The sequence below is a fragment of the Lichenifustis flavocetrariae genome (assembly GCF_026130545.1).
Taxonomy (GTDB): domain Bacteria; phylum Pseudomonadota; class Alphaproteobacteria; order Rhizobiales; family Beijerinckiaceae; genus Lichenihabitans; species Lichenihabitans flavocetrariae.
The window spans coordinates 53827-72306 of the sequence record NZ_JAMOIM010000006.1; the positions used below are offsets into that span (position 1 = coordinate 53827).

20 protein-coding genes are annotated in these 18480 nt (G+C 62.7%); 8 read left to right on the top strand and 12 right to left on the bottom strand.

What is annotated here, in order from left to right; genetic code table 11:
• Positions 1-115: 115 nt before the first annotated feature.
• On the bottom strand, positions 116-1228 hold the full coding sequence (locus tag M8523_RS10855; protein WP_282584883.1) for an S-(hydroxymethyl)glutathione dehydrogenase/class III alcohol dehydrogenase: 1113 nt from the start codon (positions 1226-1228) through the stop codon (positions 116-118).
• Positions 1229-1434: 206 nt separating this feature from the next.
• On the opposite strand from M8523_RS10855, the gene M8523_RS10860 reads away from it, so the two are divergent.
• The 7 genes from M8523_RS10860 to M8523_RS10890 all read left to right on the top strand — a co-directional run bounded on the left by M8523_RS10860 (position 1435) and on the right by M8523_RS10890 (position 8345).
• Positions 1435-4266 carry a PAS domain S-box protein gene (locus tag M8523_RS10860; protein ID WP_282584884.1) on the top strand — a complete coding sequence of 944 codons (2832 nt, stop codon included), beginning with the start codon at positions 1435-1437 and terminating at the stop codon, positions 4264-4266.
• Between the two features lie 80 nt (positions 4267-4346).
• Complete coding sequence (locus tag M8523_RS10865; RefSeq protein ID WP_282584885.1) at positions 4347-4766, top strand: response regulator; 420 nt, start codon at positions 4347-4349, stop codon at positions 4764-4766.
• A 131-nt stretch (positions 4767-4897) separates the two neighbouring features.
• Positions 4898-5746 carry a pyridoxal kinase PdxY gene (pdxY, locus tag M8523_RS10870; protein WP_282584886.1) on the top strand — a complete coding sequence of 283 codons (849 nt, stop codon included), beginning with the start codon at positions 4898-4900 and terminating at the stop codon, positions 5744-5746.
• A 122-nt stretch (positions 5747-5868) separates the two neighbouring features.
• Positions 5869-6117, top strand: a complete 249-nt coding sequence (locus M8523_RS10875; RefSeq protein ID WP_282584887.1) for an AbrB/MazE/SpoVT family DNA-binding domain-containing protein — start codon at positions 5869-5871, stop codon at positions 6115-6117.
• A complete protein-coding gene (locus M8523_RS10880) occupies positions 6110-6541 on the top strand; it encodes a type II toxin-antitoxin system VapC family toxin (RefSeq protein ID WP_282584888.1) in 432 nt (143 codons plus the stop codon). Before M8523_RS10875 ends, M8523_RS10880 begins: the two co-directional genes overlap by 8 nt.
• Before the next feature lie 11 nt (positions 6542-6552).
• Positions 6553-7458: a 50S ribosomal protein L11 methyltransferase gene (locus M8523_RS10885; RefSeq protein ID WP_282584889.1), complete on the top strand. Its 906-nt coding sequence runs from the start codon at positions 6553-6555 to the stop codon at positions 7456-7458.
• Between the two features lie 65 nt (positions 7459-7523).
• A complete protein-coding gene (locus M8523_RS10890) occupies positions 7524-8345 on the top strand; it encodes a glutamine amidotransferase (RefSeq protein ID WP_282584890.1) in 822 nt (273 codons plus the stop codon).
• Between the two features lie 140 nt (positions 8346-8485).
• Here M8523_RS10890 and M8523_RS10895 read toward each other — a convergent pair whose 3' ends face one another.
• The 3 genes from M8523_RS10895 to M8523_RS10905 form a co-directional block, all read right to left on the bottom strand.
• The gene (locus tag M8523_RS10895; protein ID WP_282584891.1) at positions 8486-9385 is read right to left on the bottom strand and encodes a DMT family transporter; all 900 of its coding nucleotides are present in this window, start codon (positions 9383-9385) and stop codon (positions 8486-8488) included.
• A gap of 424 nt (positions 9386-9809) precedes the next feature.
• Complete coding sequence (infC, locus tag M8523_RS10900; RefSeq protein ID WP_282584892.1) at positions 9810-10337, bottom strand: translation initiation factor IF-3; 528 nt, start codon at positions 10335-10337, stop codon at positions 9810-9812.
• A 181-nt stretch (positions 10338-10518) separates the two neighbouring features.
• Positions 10519-10962 (bottom strand): DUF3597 domain-containing protein, encoded by a 444-nt coding sequence (locus tag M8523_RS10905; protein WP_282584893.1) that lies wholly within the window; start codon positions 10960-10962, stop codon positions 10519-10521.
• A 152-nt stretch (positions 10963-11114) separates the two neighbouring features.
• Here M8523_RS10905 and zwf point away from each other — a divergent pair, with 152 nt between their 5' ends.
• Entirely contained in the window at positions 11115-12575 is a 1461-nt protein-coding gene (gene zwf, locus M8523_RS10910; protein WP_282584894.1) for a glucose-6-phosphate dehydrogenase, read from the top strand.
• On the opposite strand, the gene M8523_RS10915 is transcribed toward zwf, so the two are convergent.
• Genes M8523_RS10915 through M8523_RS10950 form a run of 8 tightly spaced genes read right to left on the bottom strand, consistent with a single transcriptional unit; the run spans position 12576 to position 18438 of the window.
• A complete protein-coding gene (locus M8523_RS10915; RefSeq protein WP_282584895.1) occupies positions 12576-13043 on the bottom strand; it encodes a DUF6165 family protein in 468 nt (155 codons plus the stop codon).
• A 7-nt stretch (positions 13044-13050) separates the two neighbouring features.
• A complete protein-coding gene (fliQ, locus tag M8523_RS10920) occupies positions 13051-13317 on the bottom strand; it encodes a flagellar biosynthesis protein FliQ (protein WP_282584896.1) in 267 nt (88 codons plus the stop codon).
• Complete coding sequence (flgD, locus tag M8523_RS10925) at positions 13314-13763, bottom strand: flagellar hook assembly protein FlgD (protein WP_282584897.1); 450 nt, start codon at positions 13761-13763, stop codon at positions 13314-13316. The genes fliQ and flgD overlap by 4 nt, the downstream gene beginning before the upstream one ends.
• A 38-nt stretch (positions 13764-13801) precedes the next feature.
• The gene (gene flbT / locus M8523_RS10930; RefSeq protein WP_282584898.1) at positions 13802-14209 is read right to left on the bottom strand and encodes a flagellar biosynthesis repressor FlbT; all 408 of its coding nucleotides are present in this window, start codon (positions 14207-14209) and stop codon (positions 13802-13804) included.
• Positions 14210-14218: 9 nt separating this feature from the next.
• Positions 14219-14566, bottom strand: coding sequence for a flagellar biosynthesis regulator FlaF (flaF, locus tag M8523_RS10935; RefSeq protein WP_282584899.1), 348 nt, complete (start codon positions 14564-14566; stop codon positions 14219-14221).
• Between the two features lie 36 nt (positions 14567-14602).
• Positions 14603-15649, bottom strand: coding sequence for a flagellar hook-associated family protein (locus M8523_RS10940; protein WP_282584900.1), 1047 nt, complete (start codon positions 15647-15649; stop codon positions 14603-14605).
• 10 nt (positions 15650-15659) lie between these two features.
• Entirely contained in the window at positions 15660-17165 is a 1506-nt protein-coding gene (gene flgK, locus M8523_RS10945) for a flagellar hook-associated protein FlgK (RefSeq protein ID WP_282584901.1), read from the bottom strand.
• A 37-nt stretch (positions 17166-17202) separates the two neighbouring features.
• Positions 17203-18438 (bottom strand): flagellar hook protein FlgE, encoded by a 1236-nt coding sequence (locus M8523_RS10950; RefSeq protein ID WP_282584902.1) that lies wholly within the window; start codon positions 18436-18438, stop codon positions 17203-17205.
• Positions 18439-18480 lie beyond the last annotated feature (42 nt).

Genomic DNA, 18480 nt, shown 5'->3' on the forward strand with positions numbered 1-18480 from the left:
TCGCGCGTGCCGCCCATGAACTTGCTGATAAGCCTACCGCTCCCGCGGCCGCCGCGTGGGCCAGCACGAGTGGTTTGTGACGAAACGCGCGACGATCGGGTCGAGGCGCACGGCCTCAGTAGATCACCACGCTCCGGATCGACTTGCCCTCGTGCATGAGGTCGAAGCCTTGGTTGATGTCCTCGAGCGGCATCGTGTGGGTGATCAGGTCGTCGATGTTGATCTTGCCCTCCATGTACCAGTCGACGATCTTGGGCACGTCGGTGCGGCCGCGCGCGCCGCCGAAGGCCGAGCCCCGCCAGTTGCGCCCGGTGACAAGCTGGAACGGCCGTGTCGCGATCTCGGTGCCGGACGGCGCCACGCCGATGATGATCGAAGTACCCCAGCCGCGATGACAGCATTCGAGCGCCTGGCGCATCGTGTGCACGTTGCCGATACATTCGAACGAGAAATCGGCGCCCCCACCCGTCAGATCGACGATCGCCTGCACGACCTTGTCGCGCCCGACCGCGTCCGGGTTGACGAAATCCGTCATGCCGAATGTCTTGGCCATCTCGGCCTTGGCGGGGTTGAGGTCGACCCCGATGATCTTGTCGGCCCCGACCATCCGGGCGCCCTGGATGACGTTGAGCCCGATGCCGCCGAGGCCGAACACCACCACATTGGCGCCCGGCCACACCTTGGCCGTGTAGACGACGGCCCCGATGCCGGTCGTCACGCCGCAGCCGATGTAGCAGATCTTGTCGAAGGGCGCGTCCTCGCGCACCTTCGCGACCGCGATCTCGGGCAGCACGGTGAAGTTCGAGAAGGTCGAGCAGCCCATGTAGTGAAAGATCTCGCCGCCATCGCACGAGAAGCGGCTGGTGCCGTCCGGCATCAGGCCCTGGCCTTGCGTGGCGCGGATCGCGGTGCAGAGGTTGGTGCGCTGCGAGAGGCAGCTTTTGCACTGCCGGCATTCCGGCGTGTAGAGCGGGATCACGTGGTCGCCGACCTTCACGGACGTGACGCCCGGCCCGACCTCGCGCACGATGCCGGCGCCCTCGTGGCCCAGGACCGCCGGGAACTTGCCTTCCGAATCGAGCCCCGACAGCGTGTAGGCATCCGTGTGGCAGATGCCCGTCGCCTTGTTCTCGACCAGCACCTCCCCGGCCTTCGGGCCGCCGATCTCGATCGTCTCGATCGTCAGAGGCTTGTTGGCCTCCCAGGCAACCGCAGCACGGGTCTTCATCAAATCCCCCCTGTCGAATGGTGTCTCTTCCCGTCGCGCCCTCAAAGCATGTTTCGATCATCAGATCAAAGGTTCAGCGTGAACCATAGTGACCTCGCGCAGGGCCGCAACAATCGGGTGTGCCACTTTCTTTACACGCGCCTTCTAAACGTACCGGACTCCTGCCGTTGTCCGGACCCGCCGTTCTAGAAAGGCCAATCGCGCCTATGCTGCTCGCACCAAAGCCTGCCAATGAGCGTGACCGCCTCCAGGCATTGCTGACGCTCCAGGTCCTCGACACGGCGTCCGAAGACGAGTTCGAAGCGCTGGTTCGGGCCGCCTCGGTCGTGTGCGGAACGCCGATCTCGTTGCTCACCCTGATTGATTCCGAACGCCTTTGGTTTAAGGCAAAGATCGGCTTTGCCGGCCGCACCGAGGCCCCGCGGGAGACCAGTTTTTGCGCGCACGCGATCCTGCGAGACGGGATCTTCGAAATTCCGGACACCTCTCTCGACCCCCGCTTCGCCGACAACCCCGTGGTCGAGAACGATCCCAAGATCAGGTTCTACGCGGGCGCGCCGATCCGTCTGAGCAGCGGCCATCAGGTTGGGGTCGTCTGCGTCGTCGACCAACAACCCCGCAAGCTCGACGACAACCAGCGGGAGGTCCTGCGCTGCCTCGCGATTACGGCCGCGAAAATGCTCGAATGCCGCCGCGCCTTCATCGCGCAAAATCAGATCGCCGCGACCTTGCAGACGACCTTGCGCGAACTGGCCGTCAGCAAGGATCAATTGCGTCACCTCTACGAGGCGACACCGGCGATGATGCATTCCATCGACGCCGAAGGCCGGCTGTTGATGGTCAGCGACGCGTGGCTCGCCAAGCTCGGTCATGCGCGCGATGAGGTGATCGGACGATTGTCGACTGACTTTCTGACGGAAGCGTCCCGGGACTATGCCCGCGCGGTTGTCCTGCCCGCCTTCTTCAAGACCGGCCAATGCGAGCGGATCGAATACCAGATGGTCGGCCGCGACGGCGCTCTATTCGACGTTCTCGTCTCCGCCATTGCGGAGCGCGACGGCGCGGGCCAAACACTCCGGAGCCTGGCCGTGATCGAGGACGTCACGGCACGTCGAAGGGCGGAGCGCGACCTGCGGGCCAGCGAAGCTCGCTATCGCATGTTGGCGGACTCGACAAACGACGTCATCACCCAACTCGATCTCAAGCTCGACCGGCGCTACGTGTCGCCAGCCTGCCGCGGCATGCTGGGCTACGAGCCCGACGAGATGTTGCGCATCACACTTGCGGCGCAGATCCATCCTGACGATGAGCTGCAGGCGCGCAAGACCATGGAACTCCTGATCGCGGGATCCTTACCGGGCGATCGGGCCATGACGACGAGCCGCCTGCGCCACAAGCAAGGCCATTGGGTGTGGCTCGAAGCCGGCATGACTCTCGTCCGCGATCCGGATACGGGAGCGCCGCTTCACCTGATCTGCTCATTGCGGGACATCAGCGAGCGACGTCGCGTCGCCCAGGATCTTGAACAGGCGCGCCTGGCGGCGGAACGCGCCGCGTGGAGCAAGGCCGAATTTCTGGCCAACATGAGCCACGAACTCCGCACGCCGCTGACCGGTATTCTCGGGATTCACGATCTGATGCGAAGCGATCCCACGCTCGCGCCCCATCATCGACGATCCCTCGGCCTCGCTTGCGAAGCTGGCCAGTCGCTGATGGCGATCATCAACGACGTGCTCGACTTCTCGAAGATCGAGGCCGGGCAATTGACGATCGAAACCGTCCCGTTCGACCTGGCGAGTCTGGTCGAGGCCTGTCGCGACTTCGTGAACGAAGACGCGCAGCAAAAGGGTCTGCGGCTCGAGGCGCGCGTGACCGGAGGCACGGCGGCGCTGCTTGGCGATCCGATCAGGCTCCGGCAGATCCTCCTGAACCTGCTCACCAACGCGGTCAAATTCACTGAGCGCGGCAGCGTGATCGTCGAGGGCCGCTATCGGCCCGAGACCGCCAGGCTTCGGTTGAGTGTGTCGGATACAGGGATCGGCATCGGGCCAGGCCAAGTGGCTTCGATCTTCGAACGCTTCAGTCAGGCCGACGGCTCGATCACCCGGAGATACGGCGGCACCGGCCTCGGCCTCGCGATCTGTAAGCGACTGGCGGAGTTAATGGGGGGCACCATCGGAGTTGTCTCTGACCTGGGCCGAGGATCGACGTTCTTTGTCGAACTTCCGCTCAGCGTATCCGAAGCGGCGGCGACGCGGCAGGTGGCCCCTGCCGAAGCGACATCAGGGCCTCGGCGCGTGCTTCTCGCGGAGGACAATCCCCTCAATCAGATGATCATCACCGACATGCTGCGGCAACGCGGTCACACGGTCACGGTCGTCGGAGACGGTCAGGCCGCGATTGCCGCCATGGAGGGCGGCGTCTTCGATGTCGTTCTGATGGACGTGCAAATGCCCGTGCTCGATGGCTTTTCAGCCACGCGGGCCATTCGCGCCGCGCAGGCGGCCAGCGGGCATGTGCGAACGCCGATCGTCGGATTGACCGCGAGTGCCATGCATGAGGATCGCGAACGGTGCCGCGACGCAGGCATGGATGTCCATGTCGCGAAGCCGATCGAGTGGCACAGGTTGTTCGCCACGATCGAGGAGTTGATCTATGCAGCTCGAGGCACGGTCGAGACACCGGCCGCCACGGCGGCGGCACCGGGGCCTTTGGCTCTCGACATAGACGTCCTGCATGCGTTGCGCGAGGTGATCGGCGCCGAACGCTTCGCGATAATGCTCGACGCTTTCGTCCTTGAGCTCCAACAGCGCATCGTCGAGCTCGATCACATGGCAGACCCGGATCTCGCCGGCTTGGCCCACGGGTGGACCTCGATGGCGGGCCATTTCGGCTTTACGGAACTCCAGCAAGTCTGTGGCGACGTCGAAATCGCCATCCGGCGGGGCGGGTGCCCGCGCGGCAGCGGCCTGCTGCAATCCGCGGCCCGTCGAGCCATCGCGGCTGCTGCATCGCTGCCACGTTCAAAAGCCGCCTGAAGACTTTCGTCGCGATTCGGGTCTTCGAAAGGAAGCAATGTTACACTTGAGATGATTTGGAGCGAATAAGGGTTCGACCAATGCAGATCGAGGCCTTCCGGCTGTTCGTCATGGTGGATGACAGCGACAATGAGCTCTTCCTCACGAAGTCGATTTTCCAACATAGTTTCCCGAAGATTGCGTTTCTGTGTGAGAAGAACCCGGCCGCCGTCATCGACATTATCGGACGCTACAAAGCCCTCGGGGTCGCAGCCGCGCAGATCTGTCTGCTGATCGACATTCGAATGCCAAAGATGAATGGGTTCGAGCTGATCTATCGCGTTCGGAATGACATCGAGACCTACGATTGCTGTATTGTGATGTTGTCGTCGTCGCGTGCGGCGGACGATCGCGACCATTCCGAAGCCATTGGATCCGACAGCTTCATGGCAAAGCCGTTTTCGGTGCCGAAGCTGAAGGTCGCCATTGCGGAGCGTAAGGTGGCCGAGCGCCTGGTCTGAGTGCGCACGACTGATGCGAGACCTGGGGGATAACAAGGGCGACTTGCGCCGTCGCCGTCCAAGCGCGTAACAGGACCATTCGTCCAGGGACGATCCAGGGTCCCCGGATGGCCAATCTGGCGGTCCCGCGCATGAATATTCTTTCGATCCAATCCCACGTCACTTACGGCCACGTCGGCAACGCAGCCGCGACCTTCCCGATGCAGCGGCTCGGTCACGAGGTCTGGCCGATCCATACGGTGCAATTCTCCAACCATACAGGGTACGGCGCCTGGCGCGGGCAGGTGTTCGATGCCGGGCTGATCGGCGAATGCGTGGCCGGCATGGCGGAGCGCGGCGTTCTTGCCGCCTGCGACGGCGTCCTGTCCGGCTACATGGGGTCGGCCGACACCGGAATTGCCATTCTGCAAGCCGTTGCCACGGTCAAGTCGGAGCATCCCGGCGCCCTCTACTGCTGCGATCCCGTGATCGGCGACATTGGGCGTGGCATTTTCGTGCGGCCCGGCATCGCGGAATTCATGCGCGACAAAGCCGTGCCGGCGGCGGATATCATCACCCCCAATCAATTTGAGCTCGAGCTCTTGTGCGGCGATGCAGTCGCGTCGCGTGAAGCGGTGCGGGCCGGCCTTGCCACCGTCCACGCCTGCGGACCGAAGGCTATTCTGGTCACCTCCTACTTGGGTGAGGATACGCCTGAAGACAGCATCGACCTGTTGGCGTCGAGCCCTGAAGGTCTGTGGCGGGTCAGGACCCCGCGGCTCGACATTTCTGTCAATGGAGCCGGCGATGCCATTGCGGCTCTGTTCTTCGTCCACATGCTGGACACCCGCTCAGTCCCAGAAGCTTTGGCGCGGGCATCAAGTTCGATCTATGGGCTGCTGCGCCGGACAGCGGAAGCAGGATCGAGGGAAATCGCCCTCATTGGCGCTCAGGACGAATTTGTCAATCCAAGCACAATGTTCATGCCTGAAGCGATCTGACAATTCTGAATTTCCGCCATACCGGCACCGTGGCATGAAAATGATCGATTGTTCGTGCCATTATGATACTATTTGGCGCGCTGCGTGATTTGTCTCGCTGCGAAAGCCTAAAGCGATATGCCATGGTCAGAGAAATTGCCAGAATCGCTGAAGGTGGCAGGATTGTCATTCCCGCCAAAATGCGGAAAGCTCTGGGTGTCGACAAGGGCGACGCGCTGTGGCTTGAATTGCACGGCGATGAACTGCGCCTGAAGCCGGCACGCTCCGCGCTGCGGCGCCTTCAGCAGAAACTGCTGGACTATGCCCCGAAGGGCCGGCTTGCGTCTGAGGAACTCGTTGCGGATCGGCGCATCGAGGCCGCGCGTGAATGACCGACGCTATGTTCTCGACGCGTCGGCGCTGCTCTGCCTCCTGTTCCAGGAGCCTGGGGCGGACCGGGTCGAAGAGGTGCTCGACACTGCCGTGATGTCCGCGATGAATTACGCGGAGGTCGTCGCCAAGCTGGCGGACCGCGGTGTGCCGCCCGAGGTGCTCGACCACGATCTGGCTGATCTGGATTTGACGATCTTTCCCGTCGACCGCGAGCTTGCCGAGAAGGCAGGCCGGATCGGCGCCGGTCCGGCCCGTAGCGGGCTGGCCGTCGGCGACAGAATCTGTCTGGCCCTGGCGCAACGCCGTGGCGCCGTGGTTCTGACTGCCGACCGGGGTTGGGCCGCAATCGCGGCCGGTATCGGCGTCGAGGTCGAGGTTTTGCGTCCGGCCAATCGCGGGGTGACGAACCGGCCGGCAACGTGATACCGCAGGCCATGCTCGAAGGCCTCCCGCCCAACAATGCCGCGACCGTGCTGCGTCTCACCTGCAGTGAAGCGCAGGCGCGGACCGCGGCCGACGTCATCGTCGAATTCTTCGATCCGGCAGAGACGGCCGCCGCCGCGTTCGAGGATGAGGACAGTCCTGCCGATCCAAAGCCCTGGGCGCTGGAGGTCTTCTTCGGTCATCCGCCCGACGAGGTCTATGTCCGCGGGCTTCTCGAAGGTGCGGTCGGGGCGGAGTGTGCCCAAGGCGCCGTCTTCGGTCAGGTCGCCGAACGAGATTGGGTCGCCCGCTCGTTGGAAGGCCTGCATGCCGTGCGGGCCGGCCGCTTCCTGGTGCATGGCTCGCATGACCGACCGTTCGTGCGGTCCCATGATGTCGCGCTGGAGATCGAGGCAGCACTCGCCTTCGGGACCGGGCATCACGGCACCACGCGCGGCTGCCTCATCATGTTGGATGGGCTGCTCAAGCGTCGCCGGCCCCATCACGTCCTGGATCTTGGAACCGGCACGGGCGTCTTGGCCATGGCGGCCGCCAAGGTCTTGCACCGCCCGGTCCGCTGCGGCGACATCGACCGGATCGCGGTCGAAGCCGCGGCCGCCAACGCCCGCCAGAACGGGGTGGGGACGAGCGTGCGGCCGGTTGTCTCCGTGGGCACGCGACATGCCACGCTCCGGGCCGGCGCGCCCTACGACTTCATCTTCGCCAACATCCTGGCAAAGCCGTTGCGTCTGTTGGCGCCGGAGATCCGTGCCGTCGCGGCCCAGGATGCTGCATTGATCCTGTCCGGACTGCTGCCGCGCGACGTTCCCGGAATCCTGTCGAGCTATGCGGCCCAAGGCTTCGCGCTTCGCCGCCGCCTGACCCTGGAAGGCTGGTGTACGCTGCTGCTCGGATAAAACGGCACGAAGACTGCATGAGGAGAGCAGGGGCTGCGATGAAACGGGGGAGGTTCGATCGAACGATGTTTCTGAACGCTGACGAATTCAGCCTGTCTCCGCCCTCGCGGAAGCCCGTTCTCATCTTTCTTCATCAGGAGCATTCGTCGCCGGCGAGGATCGGCCGCATGTTGCGGGCGCGGGGCTATCCGTTGGACATCCGGCGACCGCGTTTCGGTGATCCGCTGCCGGCCAGCATGGCGGATCATGCGGGCGCGATCATCTTTGGCGGTCCCATGAGCGCCAACGACCCGGACGATTACATTCGCGCCGAGATCGACTGGATCGGGGTGCCGCTGCGCGACAAGGTTCCCTTCCTGGGCGTCTGTCTCGGGGCGCAAATGTTTGCACGCCATCTCGGTGAGAAGGTCTTTCCGCATGCTGAAGGACGGGTAGAGGTGGGCTATTACCCGATCACGCCGACCGCCGAGGCCGAGCGCATGTTCGGCGACGGCTGCTTTCCCCGCCGCGTCTATCAGTGGCACCGCGAAGGCTTCGATCTGCCACGAAGCGCGTCGCTTCTGGCAACCGGACTCGATTTCGAAGTGCAGGCCTGCCATATCGACGAGCGCGCCTTCGCGCTCCAATTTCATCCCGAGGTCACCTACGCCATGATGTGCGCCTGGACCGTCAAGGGCCATGAGCGCATGGAACTTCCCGGGGCGTGGCCCACGCGGCAGCACCATCTCGACGGGTGGTTCGCGCATGATGGGGCTGTGGCGCGGTGGCTCGACGCCTTCCTGGGCTTTTGGATCACGCGGGGGCGCGAGAGCTCTCGGCCCGGTCACGCTGTCGCGGCCGAGCATGCCTTCGGGGCGAGTGCGCGAGAACCGCTGGAGGTTGGTTGATCAGCGATCGTTCTGGAACTGTATACGCATGCCTTCGGGAGCGCACATCGCGACGTCATTGGAGCGGTTTGGGAGCCTTCCTGACATCATGAGTCAGGAGGCTTATCCATCGCACGTACCTCTCGGCGCACGTTGTCCCATCATGCGATTGGGGCTTCGCAGTGGGGGTCCTGCGGCGCGAGGCGTTCGCGCAGCCACACCAGCGCACCGCTCGCAACGATAAGACCGATGCCGATGCACATCTCGTGGGTCGGTATATCGCCCCAGATCAGCCAGCCCAGCAAAACGGCCCAGATGATCGACGTATAGTGGAACGGCGCCAGCACCGAGGCCTGGGCAAGGCTCAGCGCCTTGTTGATACTGATGAAACAGATCATCGAAATGAACCCGACGAGCAGCATCAGGCCGCAATCCAAAAGGCTGGGCTGAACCCAGGCTCCGAGGCTCGTTACGGCTCCAACGACGGCTGCGCCCATGAATTGCCACGCGACGAGACTGAGCCAATGCGTCTGCCGCAATCCGCGGGTGATGACGATCGCGGTCGCGAACATGAGGGAGCCAGCGAGGGCGATGAACGCGGCCGGAGACAGGGAGGCGCCAGAGGGGTGAAGCGCCACCACGACCCCCGCAAATCCCACAACCACCGCCAGAGCCTTCCAAGGGCCGATCGGCTCCCGCAGCGTCAACATGGCCAGCAGTGTCACCAAGAGGGGAGCCGCGAGATAGAAGGTCATCACGTCGGCGAGGGGAAGGCTGCGAGTTGCGAAATAGAACGCAAAGCTGTCGCCGGCCATGATCAGCACCCGGATCGCGTGGAGACCCAGTTGGTTCGGTCGTCGCAAACTCGCCGGATCGCGGACCAGCATCGGCACGAGAAACAGACCCGCGCCGCAGGAACGGATGAGCATGATCTCGCCCACCGGATAGCCGGTCACCAGCCACTTTCCTAAGGCGTCATTGACGGCGAAAAAGAAAACACCGGCCGAGAACAAGGAGATCGCGAGACTGGTCTGTCGGGATGCGGTCGCTTCAGGTGTCATGCGCCCTCTATAGCGCCTTGCCGTCGCATCCGCGAACCGCAACGGATTCGCAAAACTATTTCGAGAATATTCCGTTTTGATTCCAATTGCACCGGCGATCCGCGACTTTGTAATAGTCCGGGTCACACGGAGAGGAGTCCGCTTCACACATTTTCACGCAGCTGCCGCCGTGGCTCCAAGGGGTCGGCAGCGCATCGACAGGCGTGCCTGGAACGGAGAGGCGCGGATCCTGAACCGTATGGCGATATCCCTGTGCCGAAGCCGAGGATGCCGTCACCGACACAACCATCATCATGAAGATCGCGCGAACCCGTGTCACTGCGTGAGCACTCCACCCCGGATCGGGAGGAGCAGACCCGACATGCATCTGCGCCGCCACTAGATCTTTCAACCCTTGACCAGGCAGTTCCGTTCCGACGCGGGCCTACTTGGGTGCCAGAACCATGACCATCTGCCGGCCTTCCAACGAAGGCTCGGACTCGACCTTGGCGATCGCCAAGGTTTCGGACTTCACCCGATCGAGCAACCGGAACCCGATGTCCTGATGGGCCATTTCGCGGCCGCGAAACCGCAGCGTGATCTTGACCTTGTCACCTTCGTCGAAGAAGCGCTGCACGGCCTTCATCTTCACGTCGTAATCATGCTCGTCGATGCCGGGACGAAGCTTGATTTCCTTCACTTCGACGATCTTCTGCCGCTTCCGTGCCTCGGCCGACTTCTTCTGTTCAAGAAAGCGGAACTTGCCGTAATCCAGAACTTTGCAGACAGGCGGATTTGCGTTGGGCACGATCTCGACGAGGTCGAGGCCGGCCTCTTCGGCCACGCGCTGGGCTTCGAGGATGTCGGTGACGCCGCGGTTCTGCCCGTCCGCGTCGATCAGCTGTACTTCACGTACACGAATGTCACGGTTGATCCGGGGTCCCTCTTTCTGGGGAGCCGCAGTGGCTTTCATAGGTCGACGAATGGGGTCCTCCTGGCGTGATCGCTAACAGCAAACGCGAAACATCCCCGCAGCAGCACTGCGGGGCTCAATTGAGTAAGATTGTCTCACCGCCAGCGCAAGTCAATCCCCTCTCGCAAAGAATGCGGAGGGACCTGCAGAAAATCGGCTGCCGGCCGGACGAATCCGGCGTTCACTTCAGATCGTCGGGGACCTTGCCGCCATTGGCGGCGAGCTTCTGCATGACCTGCTTGTGCAGCCAGATGTTCATGCTGGCCGAATCTTCCATCGAGCCCGAGTAATGGAGTTCCTTCGCAAGTTCCTGACGATTCGAGAGGCTGCTGTCGAGATCGAGAAGCTTCATGAGATCGACGATCGAATGTTGCCAGTCGAGCTTCTGCGACGACTTCGACGCGAGATCTGTCAGCACCGCTCCGACATCGACCGGCGCCTGGGCCGCCGTCCCGCTGGACGCCGGGGGGGTGGCACCGCTTGTCTGCCCCGGTGACGGCGCGGCCGAGCTTGGATTGTTAAACGAGCTGGGGGCTGGCGCGGCAGGCGAGGAAGGCGCGCTCGGCGCCGGCGCGGCGCTGGCATGGTTGAAGATCTTGTTCATGATCGAGCCGAAAATGCTCATGGGGTTTGGTCCTCCTCGTTGCGTTGACCCTTGAACTCCTGAATGCGGCGGTTTGTTACACGCGTGACACCACGCCAGGGTTTGTTGGCATTTGAGCGACGTGAACGATAGAGTTCGTTATCGACCTCATGGTCGCTAGAGGAAGGAACAGAATGACGAGCCGTGTCATCCCGGTCGAGCCGTTCACGTTGGTCGTATTCGGCGGAACCGGCGATTTGTCCCGCCGCAAAATCCTGCCGGCGCTGTTCCACCGGGACGCCGCCGGACAACTCCCCGTAGAAGCCCGCATCATCGGCGTCTCCCGGCGCGTCTTGGACCGGGAAGCCTTCAGGGGCTTCGCCCGGGAGGCCCTGACGGATCACGTGGCCGCCGCGCATCTCGACATGAGCCTGCTTGAGAAATTCCTCGAACGGATCGACTACATTGCGGCCGACGCGACCGAGGACGAGGGATGGAGCCGGCTCGGCACGCTGCTGGAGCAGCGCGACGACATCAAGGTGTTCTATCTGGCGACCACGCCGGAACTCTTCGCGCCGATCTCGAAGCGCCTGGGCTCGCAGGGTCTCGTCGGACGCAACACCCGGATCGTGCTCGAAAAGCCGATCGGTAAGAATTTCCAGTCCGCCCTCGCGGTCAATTCCGAAATCGGCAAGGTCTTTCCTGAGGACAGCATCTATCGGATCGATCATTACCTCGGCAAGGAAACCGTCCAGAACCTGATGGCGTTGCGCTTTGCCAATGCGTTGTTCGAGCCGCTGTGGACAGCCGCGCGCATCGACCACGTCCAAATCTCGGTCGCCGAGGAACTCGGGGTCGAAGGGCGCGCGGGCTATTACGATACGGCCGGAGCCATGCGCGACATGGTGCAGAACCATATCCTCCAGTTGCTCTGTCTCGTCGCCATGGAGCCGCCGACCTCCATTGCCGCGGATTCCGTGCGCGACGAGAAGCTCAAGGTCTTGAAGGCCTTGAAGCCGATCAATACGTCGAATGCGTCGGTCCTGACGGTTCGGGGGCAGTACCGGGCCGGCGCCTCGGCCGGAGGCGCCGTGGCGGGATATCTCGACGAACTCGGCCACCCGAGCACCACCGAGACGTTTGTGGCCATCAAGGCGGAAATCGGCAATTGGCGCTGGAACGGGGTTCCGTTCTACCTGCGGACCGGCAAGCGGCTGCCGTCGCGCGTCTCCGAGATCATGGTGCAGTTCAGGGCCGTGCCGCATTCCGTATTCGACAGCCCGCCCGAGCCGAACCGCCTCGTGATCCGGCTGCAGCCCGATGAGGGCGTCAAGCTTTGGCTGATGATCAAGGATCCGGGACCGGGCGGCATGCGGCTCCAGCACGTCCCGCTCGACATGAGCTTCGCGCAGGCCTTTAGCGTGCGCAATCCCGACGCCTATGAGCGACTGATCCTTGACGTGGTCCGAGGCAACCAGACCCTGTTCATGCGGCGCGACGAGGTGGAGGCGGCCTGGACCTGGATCGATCCGATCATCGAGGCATGGCAGTCCTCGAACGAAGCCCCCAAGCCTTACGTGGCCGGCACCTGGGGCCCGTCGGCGGCTGTCGCCCTCACGGAGCGGGACGGACGCAGCTGGTACGAGGGCGCCTGATCAGGCGCTCGCGGCATAGGACTTCTCTTCGACGATCGAGGCGCCGGTCAAGACATTGATCTCCTTCTTGACGGCGGCGCGGCGGTCATTGGTCTTGTAGACGGCGCGGGCGAGCGCCACGAAGGCCGGGCCGAAATCCCTTGCCTTCTCGCAAGCCCGGATGTCGTCCTCGATCTCCCAGAGCTGTGTGTTGATGCGCATCAGCTCCCCTTCGAGCCGCTGCAATTCGGCATGCTGTGGGAGATGGATCTGGCGGGCGCGGTCGAGGGCGGCGAGTTCATAATGCACGTTGGCGAGGCGGGCGGGGTCGCCGATCCGCTCCGCCTTGATGCGCAGAATCGTGATCTTGTCGATCAACTCGCCGGCGCCGATCTCGACCATAAGGGAGGCGGCCGGGCACGTCTCACGCGACACCGCGATGGGTCCTGCTTCACGCGAGCCGTGATCCTCAGGAGTGTAAGGCATCATTCTACCCTCATCGTCCCGTCTCGATATGCGCATAGACCTCTTCGGTGAAGATGAAGATATGCGACCCGATGAATGTCGCGGTCAGGCTGAGCACGACCAGCACCGCGATGATCTTCGGCACGAAAGTTAGCGTCATTTCCTGAATCTGCGTCAAGGCTTGGAACAGGGCCACGATCAACCCGACCACCATGGCGGCCAGCACGGCCGGGCCGGCCGCCAGCACGACCGTCCAGATCGCGCCTTGGATCAGATTGAGCGCGTCCGCCTCGTTCATGAGCCGGTGCCGGTCGCTGTTCCTGTCGTGGTGCCGCTGACCGTGATCGTGTTGTCGAGCGTGATCTTCGTGCCGTTGGCCAGCGTCGCCTTGGCGGTGCCATCCGTCGCCAAGGCGACGGATTGAACCACGCCCGAGACACTGCTGTTGGACGAGGACGCGATGGTCTTGCCGATCAGGTTCTCGGCCTGAGTGAGCGATGAGGTCGTCAGCAAGGTGCTGAGCTTGCTGTTGGTCTGCACCCCTTGCTCGACATTCGAGAAGGACGCCAGCTGGCTCATATACTGGGTCGGGTCGGTCGGGCTGGTCGGGTCCTGGTTCTTCATCTCCTGGATGAGGAGCTGCAGAAAGGAATTGTAGTCGACGGTCGGGCTCGAAGAACTCGTGCTCGACGCGCTTGATCCAGCCGAGGAGGACGAGGTCGGCGAGGTGACGGGGGTAACCATGGGTGAACCTCGTTAATCGCGCGCGACGGCGCTTCCGCTTAAGATGCTTGCGCGAGCGCGGGCCGTTGCCCGTCGATCAATTGCTGCTCGTTCGGGAGAAGCGACCGGATCACCTTGAGGGCCTCGAAATGGCGCTTCCGGGACACGAGCCCCGAGATGCGGGCCAGACCTTCCAGGATCGTCACATCTCGATAGACACCCGCCATGGCGATGCACTGCTGATCGAAGACCGTGTGATTGATGGCGAGATCGGTCGGTTCCATCAGCATCAGCTGGACGATGTAGTAGAGCTGCCGCATGGGTGTGGTCGCCTCGGCCTCCCCCATGACGTGCGCCTGAAGCAGGAACACGGCATCGTTCAGAAGCTCGATCGAGACCTTGCGGTCCGGCTTCAACACGGCCCCGTTGATGTAGATCTTTTCGTTGGCTCGAAGCGTAATGTGCATCTCTATGCCTTATGCCAATCCGTCCCGGATGATGCCGCAGATGTCGGCTAGCGACGTGAAATCACGCGACTCGCCCGCGGAGATCCGCGTGACTTCCGCAATGACGCCAAGCCCAACCGAAATGAGGTCGGCGCGTAATTCAGGTGGTAGATCGTTGTCGGGGCTGCTCAGCGACTTGATGAAGATGGCCCAAAGCTGCGACACGAATTCGAGTGCTTCGTTCTCCTGCTGCGAATGCGGTTCGCCCTTTGCGGCCGCGTGCAGGAGGTCGACCGCGTGATCGAGCGCGCGCCGCTCGGCGGCACGCGAATCCGTCACACTGTCGGCAAGAATTTCGGAGTAGGAGTATTGATACATTCCGGTCCCACGGCCTTTGGTGTCGAACTCTGTCGATTAGCTCAAGTAGTTGACGAGGCTTAGCTTCTGTAGCTGTGCCGTGACTGAGTACGACGCGTTGAGTTGGGTTTGCAGCTGGGAGAGCTTTGTGGCCAGGTCGTTCTGATCGACGCCTGCCATCGAATCGATCTGCGTCGTGATGATGTCGCTTTGCGCCGACATGGCCGTATTGGCGCTGGTCACGGCATTTTGCGAAATCCCCACGCCCGCCTCCATACTGGTGAGGCCCGACAAGGCGGAGTTGACGAGGGTCACGGCGCTCGAAAGCGCGGCCTGGCTCGCTCCCGAGCCGAAATTGGTGCCGCCGAATTCGGTGATCATCGAATAGGCCTGCGCCAATTGGCGGAACGGCGCCGCATTGGCCGAGACCGATGTAGCGATCGTCTGGTTCGGGTAGATCTCGTTCGCGAGAGGCGTGTCCGACGCCGAGGACCAGGACGTGCTGTAGCCTGTCGTCGAGAACAAAGACGCGAAGCTCCCGTCAAGGAAGCTCTGCATTGCGGTGCTGCTGATGCCATTTGCATTCGCGGACGTCTGCGAGAACCCGAAGGCGCCCGAGAACGCGGTGTCGATGGCCGCCTTGTTGGCGGAGGCTGGCGATTGCACATAGGTGGTCACGGGCTGGACCGCCGTGTTGATGCCGGCAAAGATATACTCGCCCGACACCGATGTATTGAGAGCGCCCGTCAAAGCCGTCAGTGAACTGATGGCGTTTTGCTGCAGCGTCGAGGTGAAGCCGCCATCGCTCGACGCCGTCGTCAGGGCGGCCAGAAACGAGGATGCGTTCGTACGGATCGAATCGAGCGCCGTCGTCGTCGTGGACAATCGGGTCGCCGCCAGCGTGTTGTTGGTCTGATAGGTGGTCAGATTGGCCTGCTGTTGCTGCAGGCTGACCAATTGGCTCGACAGGGATCCGAGCTTCAAACCCACGTCGGCGTGAACGCCGCTCGAGAGCTCGGTCTGAGCATCCGAGAGCTGATTCTGAATCTGCATGACACCTTGGCGGCTCGCCATGGTGATCGAGCTGGAGGACACATAGACCATGACGCGCCTCCTACTGCATGGCCGTGATGAGGGTGCTGAACATCGACTTCACGGTCGACATCAGCTCTGCGGAGGCCGAATACGAATGTTCGAGATCGAGCATGAGCGACAATTGATCATCAAGGTTAACGCCCGTTGAATTCGAGAGGCTCGTGGCCGCCTGCGTCGCGACGGCGGTGGTGCTTGTCGTGGTGGACGTGGCGGTCGATCGAGAGTTTTCGAGCCAGCTCACGGAGGATCCAGCATAGCCGGCGAGCGTTCCCGATGAGGCGCCCCCCGACGCGGGGTCGAAATTTTGGGCGGTCTGGAGGTTGGTCACCAGGCTGTTGAGACGGGTGGCATAAGCCGCCGCCCCAGCGGGGTTGCCATTGTAGGCGGTATTGGTGGGATCACCGACGTTGCCGTCCCGCATATTGGTGAGCGCTCCTCCTTGCGAAGGATCCGCGTTGGCATTGACCTTGATGTTGGCCGCGAGCCCGGTCTGCCCGTTCGTCGGCATCGCGGGCGCACCCGAATAGGTGAACAGGCCTGGAATGGTGGGAGCGCTGCCGCCGGTCTGGTCGCTGTCCGCAAAGGTCGTGATCAGGCTGCTGGCGATTTGGTTCAGCTGGTTCTGGTATTGCACCGTCGTGCTGTCGCGCAGCTGGGCAAAGCCCGCGATGCTGCCGCTCGTCAACGGCATGACCGAGGACGGGCCGGTGATCGGGATCCCGTCCACGATGACGGCGTTGCCGACCGTGTTGTCCGCGAAGGCGGCCGTCGTCTGGAACGACACCTTGTTGGGGGTCCGGTCGAACAAGGTGACACCGCTGTCGGTGTAGATCGACATGCTGCCGTCGATGCCGGTCGTGGTCGTGATGCCCATGTCCGTCGACAGGGATTTCAGGATCGCGTCACGCGTATCGAGAACATCGGTGATGTCGGCACCCGTGGCGGTGCCCTTCACGATTTGCGTATTGACGTCGGTGAACCGGCTCAGCAGCGAATTGACGTTGTCGACCGCGTTCGAAATGTTGCTGTCGGCCTGCCCGCGCACGTTCTGGACCGTCTGAGAGGCTGTGTTCAGATTGGTGGCCAGCGATTGTGCGTCGGACAGGAAGGCCTGCGCGAGCGACGGATTGTCCGGCGCTCCCGCATAGCTGGTCAGGGCGGTGGTCATCGTCGTCAACAGATCGGCCGGGGAAGTACCGATCCGCGTCGTGCTTTTGTCGCTTTCGCTGGTGGCCGCGCTCGTGGTCAGGCTGACTGTCTGTTCGAGCTGGTCGAGACCGTCCGAGAGAGCCTGGGCCGCCTGGGAATCCGATGTCGAACTCAACAGCCGGTTGAACAAGGCCGGGTTGGACGCCCGGGTGACTGTTACGTCCGCGGCGCCGGTCGACGTGGTCGAAAGGCTTGCGATCTTGCGCGAATAATTCGGGTCGTTGACGCCCGCGATGTTTCGCGACAAGGCCGTCGTCGAATTCGCGTTGGCCTGGAGGGCCGCTTGCGCGATGCTGAGAGAGGCGGACAAGCCCATGGTTTAACTCACCTGGCGACCAGCGGACGACCCTGGCTTAGGACGTGTGGATGTTGTTCAGCGTGCCGAGGAGATCTGACGCCGTCTGCAGCACCTTGGAATTGGCCTCGTAGCCGCGCTGCGCCGCGATCATGTCGGTCAGCTCCGTGGCGAGATCGACGGTGGACCCTTCAAGCGAGGACGATTCGATTAGGCCGGTGCCGTTGCTACCCGGCGTCGACACGATCATCGATCCTGAGGCCTTGTTGACCGTATAGGCATCGCCCGAGACGGTCGTCAGCAGGTCGGGGCTCGCCACGTTGGCGAGGGCGACCTGAAAAGCCGACTTGGTGGTGCCGTTGGAGTAGACTTGGTTCACGGTCCCGTCCGGCCCGATCGTGATACTCGACAGCGAGGCGGGGGCCGAGCCATCGATGTTCTTTGCGTTGGTGACGAAGGCACTGTCGAGCTGGGTCGATTTGCTCATGTCGATCGAGATCGTGTTCCCATTGGGCACCGAGAGCGAAATGGGGCTGCCGCTCGAATAAACACCGGTCGCGGGATTGAACGCGAGCGTCTGGGTAGTGAGCGCAGCTGACGAGTATTGGAAGTTGCCGGTGCCCGTCGTGGCCGCATCAGCATGATTGAAAACGGAGACGCTCCAGTCACCGGTCGTATCCGCTTTGGACATATAGACGTCCAACGTGACCGGGGTTCCGAGATTGTCGTAGGCGGTGAGTTGGGTCATCGACGTGTAGGTCGACGATGTAGCATTGGCCGACGGGAGATTGGCGGCCGCCACGACGCTGGCTGACGAATTCAAATTGACCGACAGGGTCGCGGCCGTGGAGGCACTCGCCACCAGCGCCGTGCTGCCTACATTGATGGTTGTTAGCGTTGTACTGCCGGTAGCATACCCCATCAGCGTGTAGCCTGCGGTGTTCTGCAGCGTACCGTCCGTTTGCTTGGTGAAGGAGCCTGCTCGGGTCAGCACCTGGGCTCCCGAACTGTCCTCGCCGACGAAGAAACCGTCGCCCTTGATGGCCAGGTCCGTGGCCGATGTCGTCGACGTGATGGTGCCCTGGTCGGAAATACCATAGCGGACATTGGTGATCACGCCGCCCGACGAATAGTCGCTCGTGCCGGTGTTCCCCAGCAGAGTCTCGAATTCCGTCGAGGCGCGCTTGTAGCCCGTTGTGCTCGAATTGGCGATGTTGTCGCCGATGGTGCCGAGCTTGTTGGCTTGTGCCGCCATGCCGGACACTGCAGTATTGAGGGCGCCGAAAAGACCCATGATGTGTTTCCCGATGTTTGGCCGAGTGTGAGGGGTCGAGCT